Raw genomic sequence first — 14991 nt, 5'->3', positions numbered from 1 at the left:
GGCCCGGCGTATATAAAGAAGTTTAAAGGGCTGATGTTGACCATCGACAAAATTGATTCAGGCAGCAAAGCCTTGTTGGCCGCGGCTTTTAGCGTGAATGACGACTCTGGATCTACATTATTTGCCCCACTGGTAAGGACCTGCACGGAACTTTGTCGCAGTCCGGCTTGCCCGCGGCAGTGGCTTCAAACACGCCATCGCCGGCGAGCCGGACCGCTAAGAATCAAGGTTTTTCCGGATTTCATCAAACCCATAGGGCTTTTGTCAGTCGAAGGGCTATGTCGTATGAGACGCGCCTGGGATGGTGCGTCGGTATTTGGGGAGAAAACGCAATGACGCGAGGCCGTAAGATTTTCGCCTGGACAGTTGGCATCCTGCTGCTGTTGCTGGCTGTCCTGATCATCGTGATCGCCACTTTCGACTGGAACCGGCTTAAGCCAACCATTAATGAGAAGGTCTCGGCCGAGCTGCATCGACCGTTTGCCATCAACGGTAACCTGGCGGTGGAGTGGCATCGCGAACCTGACGAGGGCGGCTGGCGCGCCTGGGTACCGTGGCCGCACATGTCTGCTTCAGATATCTCGCTCGGCAATCCTGAATGGTCGAAAACCCCTCAAATGGTGACCCTCAAGCGCGTTGATATGCGCCTTTCACCCTTGCCATTACTGGCCCAGCGCGTGGTGATTCCGCGAATCGACCTCACTGAGCCGAACGCCAAAATCGAACGTCTGGCGGACGGCCGCGCGAATTGGGTGTTCGACCTGCCCAAAAGTGACCCGAATGCGCAGCCTTCCAGTTGGGTGGTAGACATCGGCTCCATCGGTTTCGACAAAGGACTGGTCAGTTACAACGATCAGATGCTCAACACCGCGGTCGATGTGGTCGTTGATCCGCTGGGCAAGCCGATCCCTTTCAGCGATATCGTCGGCAGCGGCGAAGCAAAGAAGGTTTCAGACAAGGGCGCTTCAGCGCAGGACTACGCCTTCGGCTTTACCGCCAAGGGTCAATACCATGGCCAGAAGCTCAATGGCAGCGGCAAGGTTGGCGGTCTGTTGGCGCTCAAGGACGCCGCGATGCCATTCCCGGTTCAAGCGGATGTCAGTGCAGGAAATACGCGGGTCGCCGTTGCTGGGACGGTCACCGACCCGCAGAACCTGGGCGAACTGGACCTGCGCCTGAAGCTGTCCGGCGACAGCCTGGGTAATCTTTATCCTCTGACTGGCGTGACATTGCCGGATTCGCCGCCGTACTCCACCGACGGCCGGCTGATTGCAAAGTTGCATGAGCCGACAGGGGCAGCGTTTGAGTACAAAGGCTTCAACGGCAAAATCGGCAGTAGTGACATTCACGGCGATTTGAGCTTTGTCGCCAGTCAACCCCGACCCAAGCTGACCGGCGCCCTTGTGTCGAACCAGTTGCTGATGGCCGACCTCAAGCCATTGATCGGTGCTGATTCCAATGCCGAGCAGAAAAGCCGTGGCGGTGAGAGCAAGCAGCCTGCGGATAAGGTGTTGCCGGTCGAGGAATTCAAGACTGACCGCTGGAGTGCGATGGACGCCGATGTCGAGTTCACCGGCAAGAAAATCGTCCAGAGCGCGGAGTTGCCCTTCACTGATCTGTACACCCATGTGGTGCTCAACGACGGTGAACTGAGCATGGAGCCCCTTCGTTTCGGCGTAGCGGGCGGCAAGCTGGATGCCGATATCAAGCTCAACGGCCACACTCAGCCTCTGGAAGGCCGGGCAAAACTGACGGCCCGCAATTTCAAACTCAAGCAGTTGTTCCCGACCTTCGAACCGATGAAAACCAGTTTCGGGGAGTTGAACGGCGATGCTGACATCAGCGGCAAGGGCAATTCGGTGGCGGCGTTGCTGGGCACTGCCAACGGCGAGTTGAAGATGCTGGTCAACGACGGGGCCATCAGTCGGGACCTGATGGAGATCGCCGGGCTGAACGTCGGTAACTACGTGGTGGGTACGTTGTTTGGCGACAAGAACGTGAAGATCAACTGCGCTGCTTCCGATTTCGGTATCAAGGACGGCTTGGCGACGACCAAGTTGTTCGTCTTCGATACCGAGAACGCGATCATCTACATTGATGGCACGGCCAACATGAAGGCCGAGCAGCTCGATCTGAAGATCACGCCTGAATCCAAGGGCTTTCGCGTGTTCTCCTTGCGCTCTCCACTGTATGTACGGGGTCCATTCGTCAAGCCGAGCGCGGGTGTGCAATCCGGGCCATTGCTGTTGCGTGGCGCGGGCATGGTATTGCTCGGGGCTGCCGTAGGGCCTGCGGCAGGTCTTTTGGCGTTGGTTGCACCCAGTGGCGGTGAGCCGAATCAATGCGCGCCGTTGCTTGAGCAAATGCGCGCGGGCAAGGCACCGAAGACTGTCCAGTGATCAAACGTGTGAGTGGGGATTTGCTGGCGAATGCGGCGAGCCTGCGACTTGATGTGGTGGGTCCACCGCATTCGCCAGCAAGCCGGCTCCCACGGAGATTGGGTAGGATTCACTGCTGTTTTCCAGCATAGGGATAGCGCTGGATTCAGTCATGCTCTCCAGCCAGCGCACACAAAAAAGCCAGGACGGAGGTCCTGGCTTTTTCATTTCGGGTCAAATCACAGGCCGTCGAGAATATCCGCCATGTCGTCAGCATGTTCTTCTTCTTGAGCGAGGATTTCTTCGAAGATACGGCGGGTGGTCGGATCTTTGTCGCCGATGTACTGAATGATCTCGCGATAGCTGTCGATGGCGATACGCTCGGCGATCAGGTCTTCGGTGACCATCTCTTTCAGTGTATTGCCCGCCACGTACTGCGCGTGGGAGTTCTTGGAGAGCAGGTCAGGGTTCAGTTCCGGCTCTCCACCCAGCTGCACGATGCGCTCGGCCAGCATGTCGGCGTGTTCGGCTTCCTGATTGGCGTGCTCCAGAAACTCTGCCGCCGCGACCTGGGCTTTTACGCCTTTGGCCATGTAGTAATGACGTTTGTAACGCAGTACGCAGACCCATTCGGTCGCCAGTGATTCGTTGAGCAGGCGCAGGATGCTTTCACGGTCGGCGTCGTAGCCCTCGGTCACCGCGCCGTTTTCGACGTGCTGACGCGCGCGTTCGCGAAGGGAACTGACATCGGATAATTGGTGCACATTGCTCATGATTCATCTCCAGGGCTGATCCGGTTCATGCCGTCTCACTCTAAATTCGTCTGCTCATGCCTCTGGCAGACGTCTGGCGAGATCGGGCCTTAATGTGTGAGTCTTGGGCGCCGGGAAAAGTTTTATTTGTTTTTCGGGCGGCAACGCAGTTTCCCCGTAGGAGCGCGCTTGCCCGCGAAAAATTGCCGTCACGACCTGGATGTGGCCGATTAACCGACGTTCCCGCCGTGTGCCTTTGCGGGCAAGCGCGCTCCTACAGGTGGAGCCACAGCGGCTGATCACCCCGCTTTTTCATTCGCCTCACGCTGTTCGCAGGTCATGAAGCCCTTGCTGTCCACGCGGTCGTTGGCGCCGAACGTCACGTAATACGCCTGTTGATGGCCATCCTTGTTAAGGATGTAGTTGTTGCAGGTACCCGTGTGTACCTTGCGGTGCACGCGGGTGGAAGGTTCGCCGCCGATGGTCAGCACTTGCTGTTCGGTCATGCCGTTTTCTACCTGCTTGACCAGCGGTTCGTTGCGATAGGTCGCGTAGTCCACGGGATTTTGCAGGGTTGTCGATGTACATCCGGCCAGCGCGGCCATTGCAAACACTACTGCCAAAGATTGCTTGTACATAACCGCTCACTCCACAGAAAGGCCGTCATTGGCCCGTTGCTGTTATGAGCATCGGCGCATTGAAAGAGTTCGATTGAATAGATGGCGATGGGGCATTACACCGTTCTGTCATGAATCATGAATGGTTTGTGGCTAGTGTTTGTAGAACCGCTCGCAGAGGATTCAACCGCTCATGACGCAAGAACAGGCCACGCGTTACCCGATCGTGCTGGTCCCGGGGTTGTTGGGGTTCGTGAAACTGGTGGTCTACCCCTATTGGTTCGGCATCGTGCCTGCTCTGCGCAGGGGTGGGGCAACCGTGATTCCGGTGATGGTCTCGGCGGTCAACTCCACCGAAATCCGAGGCGAGCAATTGCTGGCCCGGGTCAAAGAAATCCTTCGAGAAACCGGCGCCGCCAAGGTCAACCTGATCGGCCACAGCCAGGGCGCACTGACCATCCGCTACGTCGCAGGGGTGCGGCCGGATCTCGTGGCGTCTGTCACCTCGGTGGCAGGCCCCAATCATGGCTCGGAACTGGCTGACTACCTTGAGGAGCATTTTCCCCAGAGCACAGTGCGCGGTCGGCTGGTCAATGCTGCCATTCGCCTGACGACCCTGGTTCTCGCGTTCTTCGACACCGGTTATCGCGGCACCCGGTTACCCACCGATGTCGACGCTGCGCATCATTCGCTGACCACCCGTGGCGTCGCCCGCTTCAACACACGCTTCCCCCAAGGCCTGCCCGAGAAGTGGGGCGGGCAGGGTGCGGAACTGGTCAATGGCGTTCGCTATTACTCCTGGTCTGGCACCCTGCAACCGGGGCGAACTGACCGGGGCATGAACCTGCTGGATACCACTAATCTCAGTTGTCGATTATTTGCTCGCACGTTCCAGAAAGAGCGAGGTCAATCTGATGGCATGGTCGGGCGACTCAGTTCGCATCTGGGCACGGTCATCGGAGACGACTTCCCGCTCGACCATTTCGACATCGTCAACCAGCACCTCGGTCTGGTGGGCGAGGGAGCCAATCCCGTGGGTTTGTTTCTGGAACATGCCGCGCGCCTGAAAGCCGCCGGTCTCTAACTTTATGGTCTGCAGTTCGTGATCAGTCGACCCGAGCGGGTCGCTAAGGAAGTGATGCGATGAGCGATAAAGAACTTTACGAAATCGAGTACACGCTGGCTGGCGAACACCATGTCGATGTGATCGAGAATCTGGATGTGCCAATCATCGAGGTGGTCCACGAACTGGCGCACAAGCACCATGTTGTGGTGGATGACGACCCCCTCGATGCCGGTGATCCTCACATCGGTCTTCCCCATGTGGCGGGGATCACCGATGTGTCGATACACAGCGCCGAAAATGTCGAAGAGGCCTGAGTCAGGATTGTCTGCGCAGCGGAGTGGTCCAGCGTTCGGCCAGGATCACTCCGCCAAGGGTCAGCGCGCCGCCGATGAAATGATATGACGCCAGTTGTTCACCCAGCGCCAGCGCCGCGACCAGTGCCGTGAGAATTGGCACCAGGTTGAAAAACAGCGTTGTGCGGCTGGGGCCGAGAATGCCAATGGCTTTCATCCATAGCAGCGGCGCGATCATCGAGGTCGGAATGCAGGCGTAAAGCACCAGCGGGATGTTGCTTGCGCTTAGCCCCGTCTTGGGTGAGATCAGAAACAGCGGGAACAGCGCAATGATCGCCACCAGAATCTGCAGATACAGCAGTTGCAGCGGCGGCATGCGCAGCTGCCATTTTTTGAGCAGCGTGCTGTAAGTCGCGTACGCCAGGGTGGCGACCAGCATCATCAGGTCCCCAAGGTTGACTCCATGGGCAACCAGCGTTGCCCAGCTGCCTTGGGACACCACCAGCAAGACCCCCGCAAACGAAACCAGCGCCCCGACCAATGCGCCCGCTGTGAGCGCAGTTCCGAGGCTGGCGATGGACATGCCCAGCGTCATGACCGGCACCAGCGACAGAATGATTCCCATGTTAGTTGCGGTGGTGATGTTCGCTGCGTAATACGCAAGACTCTGATAGATCGCCATCCCCAGCACACCCAGCACCACCACTTTGCCCACGATTGGTCTGATCGCGTTACGGTTGCGCAGAACCGGACCCAGCAGAAACGGCGTGAACAGCAGTCCCGCCAGCAGCCAGCGATAGAAACCGATCTCTGCCGGAAAAATACGGCCCGCAGCGGCTTTGGTAATGACGTTGTTGCCCGCCCAGATCATGACCGTGAGCAGTGGATAAAGGTATTGCATGAAAGAACCGGCTGTGAAGTGAGGCGCTATTATCGGCCTGTCAGAAACGGCGTCTACCTCGTTCCGGAAATATGTCGCAACATTCTTTGACTACACTCCTTCGAAAGCTGCGCGAGTGCGCGGCGCACTCGGAGAAAGTCGATGAAAATGCTGCGTGTTCCTCTGTTGGTCATGGGCTTGTTGATGTGCGCTCAAGGGTTTGCAGCCACTGCGCAGCAAAACAAAATGACCACCTGCAATGCCGACGCCACGGCCAAATCCCTCAAGGGCGATGACCGCAAGGCGTTCATGAGTACTTGTCTGAAAGCCGCTCCTGCAACCACCGCCACCCCTCAGCAGGAAAAGATGAAAACCTGTAATGCCACAGCGACCACGTAAGCGCTCAAGGGCGATGCGCGCAAGACCTTCATGAGTGATTGCCTGAAGAAAAAGTGAGACTTTTGTTTTCTGGCAAGGATGTCGCCGGCCCAGAGTTGATGTCCGGGAATAACCTGTAGCGCCACGGCTTGCCGGCGGTAGCGATCAAAATGACGCCACCGCCGGCAAGCCGTGCTGCTACAGAGGTGAGCTAACACTACCGTATACGACTAACGACACTTTGCGGCGCTGGTCCTCCATCAGGAACGCTGGCAGACTGCCCATCTTTTCAAGCCGCTCGTTTTGAGGCTGTATGCCAACGTTTTCGCCGCGTCATGTTTACCTGGCCAGTTGCATCATTGTGTTCGGTGGCCTGCTGCTGGTTTTGCCACTCAATCTTTTGCCCAGCCTGTTGGCGGGCTTGCTGGTCTATGAACTGGTGGACATGCTCACGCCGCAACTGCAACGACTGATTGCCGGTGAGCGCGCGCGTTGGCTGGCGGTTGCGTTGCTGGGGACCATCGTGGTCAGCGTGCTGTCGCTGCTGTTCGCGGGAGCGATCAGCTTCTTGCTGCATGAAGCGGAAAACCCCGGCGCCTCGCTGGACAAATTCATGATTCTGGTGGAGCGCGCGCGCGGTCAGCTCCCGCCCCTCATCGATAACTATCTGCCAGCCAGCGCCACCGAGTTTCAGGTTTCGCTCAGCGCCTGGCTGACCAAACATATCGGCGAGCTGCAATTGGTTGGCAAGGGTGCGGCGCACATGTTCGTGACCTTGCTGATCGGCATGGTCCTGGGCGCGATCATTGCGTTGCAACGCATTCCCGACGTCACCAAGCGCAAGCCTTTGGCTGCAGCGTTGTTCGAACGTTTGCATTTGCTGAGTCAGGCGTTTCGCAACATCGTGTTCGCGCAGATCAAGATCTCGCTGCTGAACACGGCGTTCACCTCGGTTTTCCTGGCTGTGATCCTGCCGCTGTGTGGCGTGCACCTGCCATTGACCAAGACGCTGATCGTGCTGACGTTCCTGCTGGGCCTGTTGCCGGTGGTGGGGAATCTGATGTCCAACACGCTGATCTTCATCGTCGGCATGTCGCTGTCGATCTGGGTCGCGCTGGCGGCGCTGGGTTATCTGATCGTGATTCACAAGGTCGAGTACTTCCTCAACGCTCGGATCGTAGGCGGGCAAATCAGTGCCAAGTCTTGGGAGTTGCTGCTGGCAATGCTGATCTGCGAAGCGGCCTTCGGCTTGCCGGGAGTGGTGGCAGGGCCGATTTATTACGCATATTTGAAGAGCGAACTGCGGCGGGCGGAGTTGGTTTAAACGATTGCCCGCCTTGCCCGGCCGACGCGCAATGCTTCTGGCCGGAGGGCGTGGGAGCTGGGCTTGCCAGCGATCTGCCGGCAACCTGCAGTAAGACCGGACGACGCGGCTGTGTCAGGAAGATTGCACCCGTCGAGTTTGCTGTCGCTGCGCAACAGATCGCTGGCAAGCCAGGCTCCCACGCCCTCCGGTCAGAAGCGGGTCGGTGCCACGATGCGTCAGCCGTAGCGTTTCTTCGCTTCGATCGCCAGGCCACTGCCGATACTGCCAAAGATGTTCCCTTCCACATGCCGCGCTTTAGGCAGCATCGCCGACACGCTGTTGCGCAGGGCCGGGATGCCGCTGGAGCCGCCGGTGAAGAAAACGGTGTCGACGTCGGCCACGCCAACGCCAGCATCGCCCAGCAGGCGGGTAACGCTTTCACGAACGCGCTCGAGCAGCGAGTCGATGGACGATTCGAACAGTTGGCGAGTCAGATCCACGCTCAGGCCGGATTCGACGCGGTCCATTGGCACCACACGGTTCTCGGCGTGGGTCAGCTGAATTTTGGTCTCTTCCACTTCCATCGCCAGCCAGTGACCGGCGCGTTGTTCGATCAGCTTGAACAGGCGGTCGATGCCCAGCGTGTCTTCGATGTCATAACGCATACTGCCCAGCGCCAGCTGCGACTTCTGTGAATACACCGAGTTGATGGTGTGCCAGGTCGCCAGATTCATGTGGGTGCTGGTCGGCATGTAGGCGCCGCTCTTCATTCGGCTGCCGTAACCGAACAGAGGCATCACGCCTTGCAGGCTCAGTTGCTTGTCGAAGTCGGTACCGCCGATGTGGACACCACCGGTGGCGAGGATGTCGCTCTGACGGTCATCGACCCTGCGACGCTCGGGCGACAGGCGCACCAGCGAGAAGTCCGAAGTACCACCGCCGATGTCCACGATCAGCACCAGTTCTTCGCGCTCAAGCGTCGACTCGTAGTCGAAGGCCGCTGCGATGGGCTCGAACTGGAACGAGACGTCCTTGAAGCCGATCTTGCGCGCCACTTCGGCCAGGGTGTCCTCGGCTTCCTGGTCGGCAGCGGCGTCGTCATCGACGAAATATACCGGGCGGCCCAGTACCACGTGTTCGAATGACTGACCGGCTGCGGCTTCGGCGCGCTTTTTCAGTTCGCCGATGAACAGTCCCAGCAGATCCTTGAACGGCATGGCCGTACCCAACACGCTGGTGTCGTGCTTGATCAGCTTGGAACCCAGTAGGCTTTTCAGCGAGCGCATCAGGCGACCTTCGTAGCCTTCCAGATACTCGTGCAGGGCCAGGCGGCCGTAGACCGGGCGGCGCTCCTCCATATTGAAGAAAACCACCGAAGGCAGCGTGATCTTGTCGTCCTCCAGCGCGATCAGGGTTTCCGCTCCGGGGCGCAGCCAGCCGACCGTGGAGTTGGAGGTGCCGAAATCGATGCCAACGGCACGGGCTGGGGATGGGGTGCTCATGTGCTTTGCGTTCCGGTCGAAAAAACGGCCGCGCAGTGTATGCGAGTGGGCGGCAGATTCGTAGCGCGTAACGTCGGTTTTTCACTCGATTTGCGCCTATTTCGCACAGGTGGCTTGAACTGGAGCGTTGCAAACCCAATCTTGCAGGCAACTCTCATTGCATTCGGCCGGTTTGGACAACGTTTCAAGCTCGCGAGGCCGTGTGCCGATAACCTTGCAACATTCAGCGCGTCCAACGTTCTCATTTGATAACGCGATACGGGACTGAGCTGGATAATCCGGAATGGGTGACCGTTAGATGGACTTCAAAGACTATTACAAGATCCTTGGCGTAGAGCCGACGGCGGACGAGAAGACGATCAAGACCGCCTATCGCAAGCTCGCGCGCAAGTATCACCCCGACGTCAGCAAAGAGCCTGGCGCGGAAGACAAATTCAAGGCGGCCTCCGAGGCCTACGAAGCGCTGAGCGACCCTGAGAAGCGTGCCGAGTACGACGACATCCGCAAATACGGCCAGCAGGGCCGTTTCCAGCCGCCTCCGGGCTGGCAGGGCCGTGGTGGCGCGGGCGCTGCGGACTTTGGGAACATGGGCGGCGGCGGATTCGAGGGCGGGGATTTCTCCGATTTCTTCAGTTCGATTTTCGGTAATCGTGGTGGTCCGCAGGGCGGTCGTCCGCGCAGCACAGGTCGTAGAGGGCAAGACGTGGAAATGGAACTGGCGATTTTCCTTGAAGAAACCCTCTCGACAGAATCGAAGAAAATCAGTTTCAAAGTGCCGCAACACAGCGCCAACGGTCAGCGCATGGCGGACATCACCAAGACCCTGAACGTGAAGATCCCGGCGGGTGTCACTGACGGTGAGCGGATTCGTCTGAAGGGGCAGGGTGCTCCGGGCGTTGCGGGCGGTGAAAACGGCGACCTGTTCCTGACCATTCGTCTGGCGCCGCACCCCAAATTCGACGTCGAGGGTCATGACCTGATCATCACCGTACCGCTGGCCCCATGGGAGGCGGCGCTGGGCACCAAGGTCGCTGTGCCCACCTTGACCGGCAAAATCAACCTGACCATTCGTCCGGACAGTCAGAGTGGGCAGCGATTGCGGGTTAAAGGTAATGGTCTGTTGAACAAGCAGGGCGAGCGTGGCGACCTGTATGCGCAATTGAAGATCGTCATGCCCAAGTCCACCGATGACGCCACCAAAGCGCTGTGGGAGAAGCTGGCCGAGAAGGGCGCATTCGATCCGAGGGCCCAATGGAGTAGCTGATCATGAGCAACACCCTGGTCGTAGACATGCAGGAATTCTGTCAGGTGGTCGACATGCCGGTTGCCTATGTCATCGAAATCGTCGAGCACGGGATTGTCGAACCCCAGGGGAAGAAGCCGGATGAGTGGCTGTTCGACACCTATTCGTTGTCGGTCGCCAAGCGCGCGGCCAAGCTGCATCACGATCTTGCGATGGAGTGGGACGGCGTCGCCCTGGCGCTGAGCCTGCTGGACGAGCTTGAGCAGGTGCGGGCCGAAAACCGCATGCTCAAGCAGCGCTTGGGGCGCTTTGTAGAAGAGTGAGAGGGTGCCCTTTCGCTTCTGCCCGGAGGGCGTGGGAGCTGGCTTGCCTGCGATCTGCCGGGAATCGGCAGTAACGCCGGTGGGCTCGGTATGACGGATCAGCCATGGTCGTCCGGTTTTGCTCCTGGTTCGCAGCAGTTCGCAGCAGATCGTCGGCAAGCCGGACTTCTACGGCCTTCGGCCAGAATCAAAATAGGCCAGGTGTCGAGCCTACCCCTTCTTTGGCAACACCACGGTAAACGTGGTCCCATCGCCGAAATTCGACGTCACGGTAATGCTGCCGCAGTGAGCGTTGACCACTTCTTTGACGATGAACAGCCCCAGGCCGAGGCTGGTGGAAGGGTTGTTCGTGCCTGCTTCTTCGTTGAGCGAGCGCACCAGCGGGTCGAAAATGCTGCCGATGGCTTCCTCCGCTATGGGCTCGCCATCGTTGTGAACTGACAAGCTCACATGGTTTTCACCGCCCACCAGCGAGACGCTGATCTTATGAGTCGCTGCTCCGTGCTGAAGGGCATTGCCGATCAGGTTCTGCAGCATCTGGTCGATTCGTGCCCGGTCCCAATCGCCTTGCGTGTCGCCACTGGTGGTGAACTCCGGATCGCAATCGGGATGCCCCGCGCTCGCTTCGTCGATGGCATCACGGCAGGCAACGGTCATCTCCATGGGCTTGCGCTCGATGGGCAACGTCACGCCCAAGCGGCTGCGCACGAATTCCAGCAGGTCGCGGACCATCGTCGCCATGTGTTTGCTGCTGCTCTTGATGCGTTTGATGTAAGCCATTTCGGCATCACCAATGCCCGCTTTGCGCATCAGCACCTCTGAGGACATGCTGATCGCTTGCAACGGCGCACGCAGGTCATGACCCAGGATGGCGAGAAAGATGTCCCGCGATCGGTTTACCCGCTCGGCGTAGGCCGCCGTCGATTCCGCCAGTGCTTCGTCAATGGCCTCATTGAAACGGATCATGTCGGTGAAGTGGCCAATTTCCGGATTTTTCAGACTTTCGGCCCAGAACCGGATAACCGTGGCGCGCAGGTGACGGAACTCCGAGGTCATCTGCACCAGATCGAACCCGACCGTATGTCGCAATTCTCCGTGGCTGGCTGCGGCCTGGTCCAGCATCGGCGTCTTGCCGACGTCCTCGCCCTGGGCCTTGGCGATCTGTTCGGCCTTGGTCTGGGCGGTGTTCATGTCCCTTGCCGCCGCCAGGAGAATCAGTTTCGCGTGGTCGCGCAACTCCACACTGCTCATCGAGTTGGCCGCGGGGGTTAGCGTCGCGGCGAATTTTTCCCATTCATCGACGATACGGTCAACGTTCTGCACGATGAAGTCGGAAAGACGCATGGGTTACTACCTTGCTGGCATGGCGCTGAATGAAGTGGGGCCATCTTAGCGCCATGTTGCGGTAGGAAGAACAGGGGATTTGCGCCTTGCGCTATCACGACGGGTCCCACGGTCTATAGCAGCGCGGCTTGCCGGCGGTTGCGACATCAAAAACGCCACCGCTGGCAAGCCGGACTGCTACAGGCACAACCCATTCAAGCGTCCCTTAAAACAGGAAATATCGCTGCGCCATCGGCAGCACATCCGCAGGCTCACACCACAACAACACGCCATCGGCCTTGACCTGATAGGTCTGCGGGTCGACGTCGATGTTGGGCAAGTAGTCGTTGTGTATCAAATCTGCCTTGGTCACGCTGCGGCAGCCTTTGACTACGCCGATCTGCTTTTTCAGCCCCAACTGCTCGGGCACCCCTGCGTCCATGGCCGCCTGGCTGATAAAGGTGATGCTGCTGGCGTGAAGCGAGCTGCCGTAGCTGGCGAACATCGGGCGGTAGTGCACCGGTTGCGGGGTCGGGATCGAGGCGTTGGCGTCGCCCATGAGGCTCGCGGCGATGGAACCCCCTTTGAGAATCAACGTCGGTTTGACGCCGAAGAACGCCGGGCGCCAGAGCACCAGATCCGCCCACTTGCCGACTTCGATGGAGCCTACCTCGTGGCTGATACCGTGGGTAATCGCCGGGTTGATGGTGTACTTGGCGATGTAGCGCTTGGCGCGGAAGTTGTCGTTGCCCTCGCCGTCGCCCGGCAGCGGGCCGCGTTGACGTTTCATTTTGTCGGCGGTCTGCCAGGTGCGCATGATCACTTCGCCGACGCGGCCCATGGCCTGGCTGTCGGAACTGAGCATCGAGAACGCACCCAGGTCATGCAGGATGTCTTCGGCGGCAATGGTCTCGCGACGAATGCGGCTTTCGGCGAACGCGACGTCTTCGGCAATGCTCGGGTCCAGGTGATGGCAGACCATCAGCATGTCCAGGTGCTCGTCGATGGTGTTGCGCGTGAACGGGCGAGTCGGGTTGGTCGAACTTGGCAGCACGTTCGGGAAGCCGCAGGCCTTGATGATGTCCGGTGCGTGGCCGCCCCCGGCGCCTTCGGTGTGGTAGGTGTGGATGGTGCGGTTCTTGAACGCGCCCAGTGTGGTTTCGACGAAGCCGGACTCGTTCAGCGTGTCGGTGTGGATCGCCACTTGCACGTCGTACTGATCGGCAACGCTGAGGCAGTTGTCGATGGCTGCGGGGGTGGTGCCCCAGTCTTCGTGCAGTTTGAGGCCAATCGCGCCAGCCTTGACCTGTTCGATCAGTGGCTCTGGCACGCTGACGTTGCCCTTGCCGGTGAAACCGATGTTCATCGGGAAGGCTTCGGCGGCCTGGAGCATGCGCATCATGTGCCATTTGCCGGGGGTAACGGTGGTTGCGTTCGTACCGGTCGCCGGTCCCGTGCCGCCACCGATCATGGTGGTGACGCCGCTCATCAGGGCCTCTTCGATCTGCTGCGGGCAGATGAAGTGAATGTGGGTGTCAACGCCGCCTGCGGTGAGGATCATGCCTTCGCCGGCGATGACTTCAGTGGCAGCGCCGATGGCGATGGTCACGTCCGGCTGGATGTCCGGGTTACCCGCCTTGCCAATGGCCGCGATTCGCCCGTCCTTGATGCCGACGTCGGCTTTGACGATGCCCCAGTGATCGATGATCAGCGCGTTGGTGATCAGCGTGTCGACCACCTCTGCAGCAGTGAGTTGGCCTTGTCCCATGCCGTCGCGGATGACCTTTCCGCCGCCGAATTTAACTTCTTCACCATAGGTGGTGAAGTCCTTCTCGACTTCGATCCACAGTTCGGTGTCCGCCAGACGCACGCGGTCGCCGACGGTTGGGCCGAACATGTCGGCGTAGGCTTGTCTGGAAATTTTCATCGAAAATCCTTATGCGTTCTGATCGTTCCCACGCTCTGCGTGGTCACGCCTCTCTGGACGCTCTGCGTCCGGTCTGTGACGCGGAGCATCACGGGCTGCATTCCCACGCAGAGCGTGGGAACGATCAATGTCTTGATCTACAGATCCCCCATTACGCGCCCGGCAAAACCGAATACCCGGCGATGCCCCGCCAGATCCACCAGCTCGACTTCGCGAGCCTGACCCGGTTCGAAGCGCACGGCGGTGCCGGCCGGGATGTTCAGGCGCATGCCACGGCTGGCGGCACGATCGAAGGTGAGGGCGTCATTGGTTTCGAAAAAATGGAAATGCGAGCCGACCTGAATCGGCCGGTCGCCGCTGTTGGCGACGCTGAGGGTGATGGTCCGGCGACCGGCATTAAGCTCGATGTCGCCCGACTGGATCTGGTATTCACCAGGAATCATGCGCTCTTCCTCGACAGTAACTTGTAGTAAATGGCGGTAGCGTGGTACTCGCCGTCGGGGTTACAGGCGTAGTCCGGAAGTTTGCCGGACAACTGGTAACCCAACGCGCGGTAGAAATCTTCAGCCGGCGAACCGGCCAGGGTGTCCAGAAACAACAACCCACGATTGTGTTGCTGGGCAGCCTGTTCCACGGCATTCATCAGTTGTGTGGCCAGGCCGCGACGGCGGGCGTGATGCAGCACCAGCAGCTTCTGCACTTCAGCCCGGTTCAGGCCGTTGGCCTTCTGGCACAGCGCAAGTTGCACCGTCGCCAGCACCTGTTCTTCCTGCACCACGACCCACAGCAACACCTTGCCGTGCTCGACCTCTGCCTTGACGTCTTCCCACCAGCTGTACGCCTCATCGGCACTCAGGTCGGCCATGAATCCGACCGAGGCGCCGCGATGCACCGCGTCCAGCAACAACGCCACCAGCCCGTGGCGGTAATGCGCGAAACTTTCGCCGGTGACACGTCTTAACTGAGCAGCGTTCATGAGCAGGCATCCTTTCAGAGAGAGAAA

14 protein-coding genes and 1 pseudogene are annotated in these 14991 nt (G+C 59.3%); 7 read left to right on the top strand and 8 right to left on the bottom strand.

Annotation, left to right across the window (positions count from 1 at the left end; genetic code table 11):
• Nucleotides 1-332: 332 nt before the first annotated feature.
• Nucleotides 333-2399: an AsmA family protein gene (locus tag D3M70_RS22085; RefSeq protein ID WP_120127761.1), complete on the top strand. Its 2067-nt coding sequence runs from the start codon at nt 333-335 to the stop codon at nt 2397-2399.
• 218 nt (nt 2400-2617) lie between these two features.
• On the opposite strand, the gene D3M70_RS22080 is transcribed toward D3M70_RS22085, so the two are convergent.
• Nucleotides 2618-3151, bottom strand: coding sequence for a bacterioferritin (locus tag D3M70_RS22080; RefSeq protein ID WP_120127760.1), 534 nt, complete (start codon nt 3149-3151; stop codon nt 2618-2620).
• 278 nt (nt 3152-3429) lie between these two features.
• A complete protein-coding gene (osmE, locus tag D3M70_RS22075) occupies nt 3430-3768 on the bottom strand; it encodes an osmotically-inducible lipoprotein OsmE (protein ID WP_120127759.1) in 339 nt (112 codons plus the stop codon).
• A gap of 172 nt (nt 3769-3940) precedes the next feature.
• Between osmE and D3M70_RS22070 the strand changes: the two genes are divergently transcribed.
• Nucleotides 3941-4831 (top strand): triacylglycerol lipase, encoded by an 891-nt coding sequence (locus tag D3M70_RS22070; RefSeq protein WP_120127758.1) that lies wholly within the window; start codon nt 3941-3943, stop codon nt 4829-4831.
• 59 nt (nt 4832-4890) lie between these two features.
• A complete protein-coding gene (locus D3M70_RS22065) occupies nt 4891-5127 on the top strand; it encodes a hypothetical protein (protein WP_120127757.1) in 237 nt (78 codons plus the stop codon).
• Nucleotide 5128: 1 nt separating this feature from the next.
• Here the strand turns inward: D3M70_RS22065 and D3M70_RS22060 are convergent, their stop codons facing one another.
• Nucleotides 5129-6007 carry a DMT family transporter gene (locus D3M70_RS22060; RefSeq protein WP_120127756.1) on the bottom strand — a complete coding sequence of 293 codons (879 nt, stop codon included), beginning with the start codon at nt 6005-6007 and terminating at the stop codon, nt 5129-5131.
• Between the two features lie 141 nt (nt 6008-6148).
• On the opposite strand from D3M70_RS22060, the pseudogene D3M70_RS22055 reads away from it, so the two are divergent.
• Both D3M70_RS22055 and D3M70_RS22045 read left to right on the top strand, forming a co-directional pair.
• Nucleotides 6149-6442, top strand: a pseudogene (locus D3M70_RS22055) (PsiF family protein).
• A 235-nt stretch (nt 6443-6677) separates the two neighbouring features.
• Nucleotides 6678-7688, top strand: coding sequence for an AI-2E family transporter (locus D3M70_RS22045; RefSeq protein WP_120127754.1), 1011 nt, complete (start codon nt 6678-6680; stop codon nt 7686-7688).
• A gap of 218 nt (nt 7689-7906) precedes the next feature.
• On the opposite strand, the gene D3M70_RS22040 is transcribed toward D3M70_RS22045, so the two are convergent.
• Complete coding sequence (locus D3M70_RS22040) at nt 7907-9172, bottom strand: Hsp70 family protein (protein WP_120127753.1); 1266 nt, start codon at nt 9170-9172, stop codon at nt 7907-7909.
• A 298-nt stretch (nt 9173-9470) separates the two neighbouring features.
• Here D3M70_RS22040 and cbpA point away from each other — a divergent pair, with 298 nt between their 5' ends.
• Together cbpA and D3M70_RS22030 are read left to right on the top strand one after the other, a co-directional pair.
• The gene (gene cbpA, locus D3M70_RS22035; RefSeq protein WP_120127752.1) at nt 9471-10436 is read left to right on the top strand and encodes a curved DNA-binding protein; all 966 of its coding nucleotides are present in this window, start codon (nt 9471-9473) and stop codon (nt 10434-10436) included.
• A 2-nt stretch (nt 10437-10438) separates the two neighbouring features.
• Nucleotides 10439-10738: a chaperone modulator CbpM gene (locus D3M70_RS22030; protein ID WP_120127751.1), complete on the top strand. Its 300-nt coding sequence runs from the start codon at nt 10439-10441 to the stop codon at nt 10736-10738.
• Nucleotides 10739-10948: 210 nt separating this feature from the next.
• On the opposite strand, the gene D3M70_RS22025 is transcribed toward D3M70_RS22030, so the two are convergent.
• The 4 genes from D3M70_RS22025 to D3M70_RS22010 form a co-directional block, all read right to left on the bottom strand.
• Nucleotides 10949-12082, bottom strand: a complete 1134-nt coding sequence (locus D3M70_RS22025; RefSeq protein WP_120127750.1) for a sensor histidine kinase KdpD — start codon at nt 12080-12082, stop codon at nt 10949-10951.
• A 205-nt stretch (nt 12083-12287) separates the two neighbouring features.
• Complete coding sequence (gene ureC, locus D3M70_RS22020) at nt 12288-13988, bottom strand: urease subunit alpha (RefSeq protein ID WP_120127749.1); 1701 nt, start codon at nt 13986-13988, stop codon at nt 12288-12290.
• A gap of 137 nt (nt 13989-14125) precedes the next feature.
• Nucleotides 14126-14431 carry an urease subunit beta gene (locus D3M70_RS22015; RefSeq protein ID WP_120127748.1) on the bottom strand — a complete coding sequence of 102 codons (306 nt, stop codon included), beginning with the start codon at nt 14429-14431 and terminating at the stop codon, nt 14126-14128.
• Complete coding sequence (locus D3M70_RS22010; RefSeq protein WP_120127747.1) at nt 14428-14964, bottom strand: GNAT family N-acetyltransferase; 537 nt, start codon at nt 14962-14964, stop codon at nt 14428-14430. Before D3M70_RS22010 ends, D3M70_RS22015 begins: the two co-directional genes overlap by 4 nt.
• Nucleotides 14965-14991: the final 27 nt, after the last annotated feature.

It is taken from the genome of Pseudomonas sp. LS-2, from assembly GCF_003605735.1.
GTDB lineage: Bacteria > Pseudomonadota > Gammaproteobacteria > Pseudomonadales > Pseudomonadaceae > Aquipseudomonas.
The sequence above is the reverse complement of the archived record's forward strand: the minus strand, read 5'-3'. Positions and strand labels throughout refer to the sequence as shown.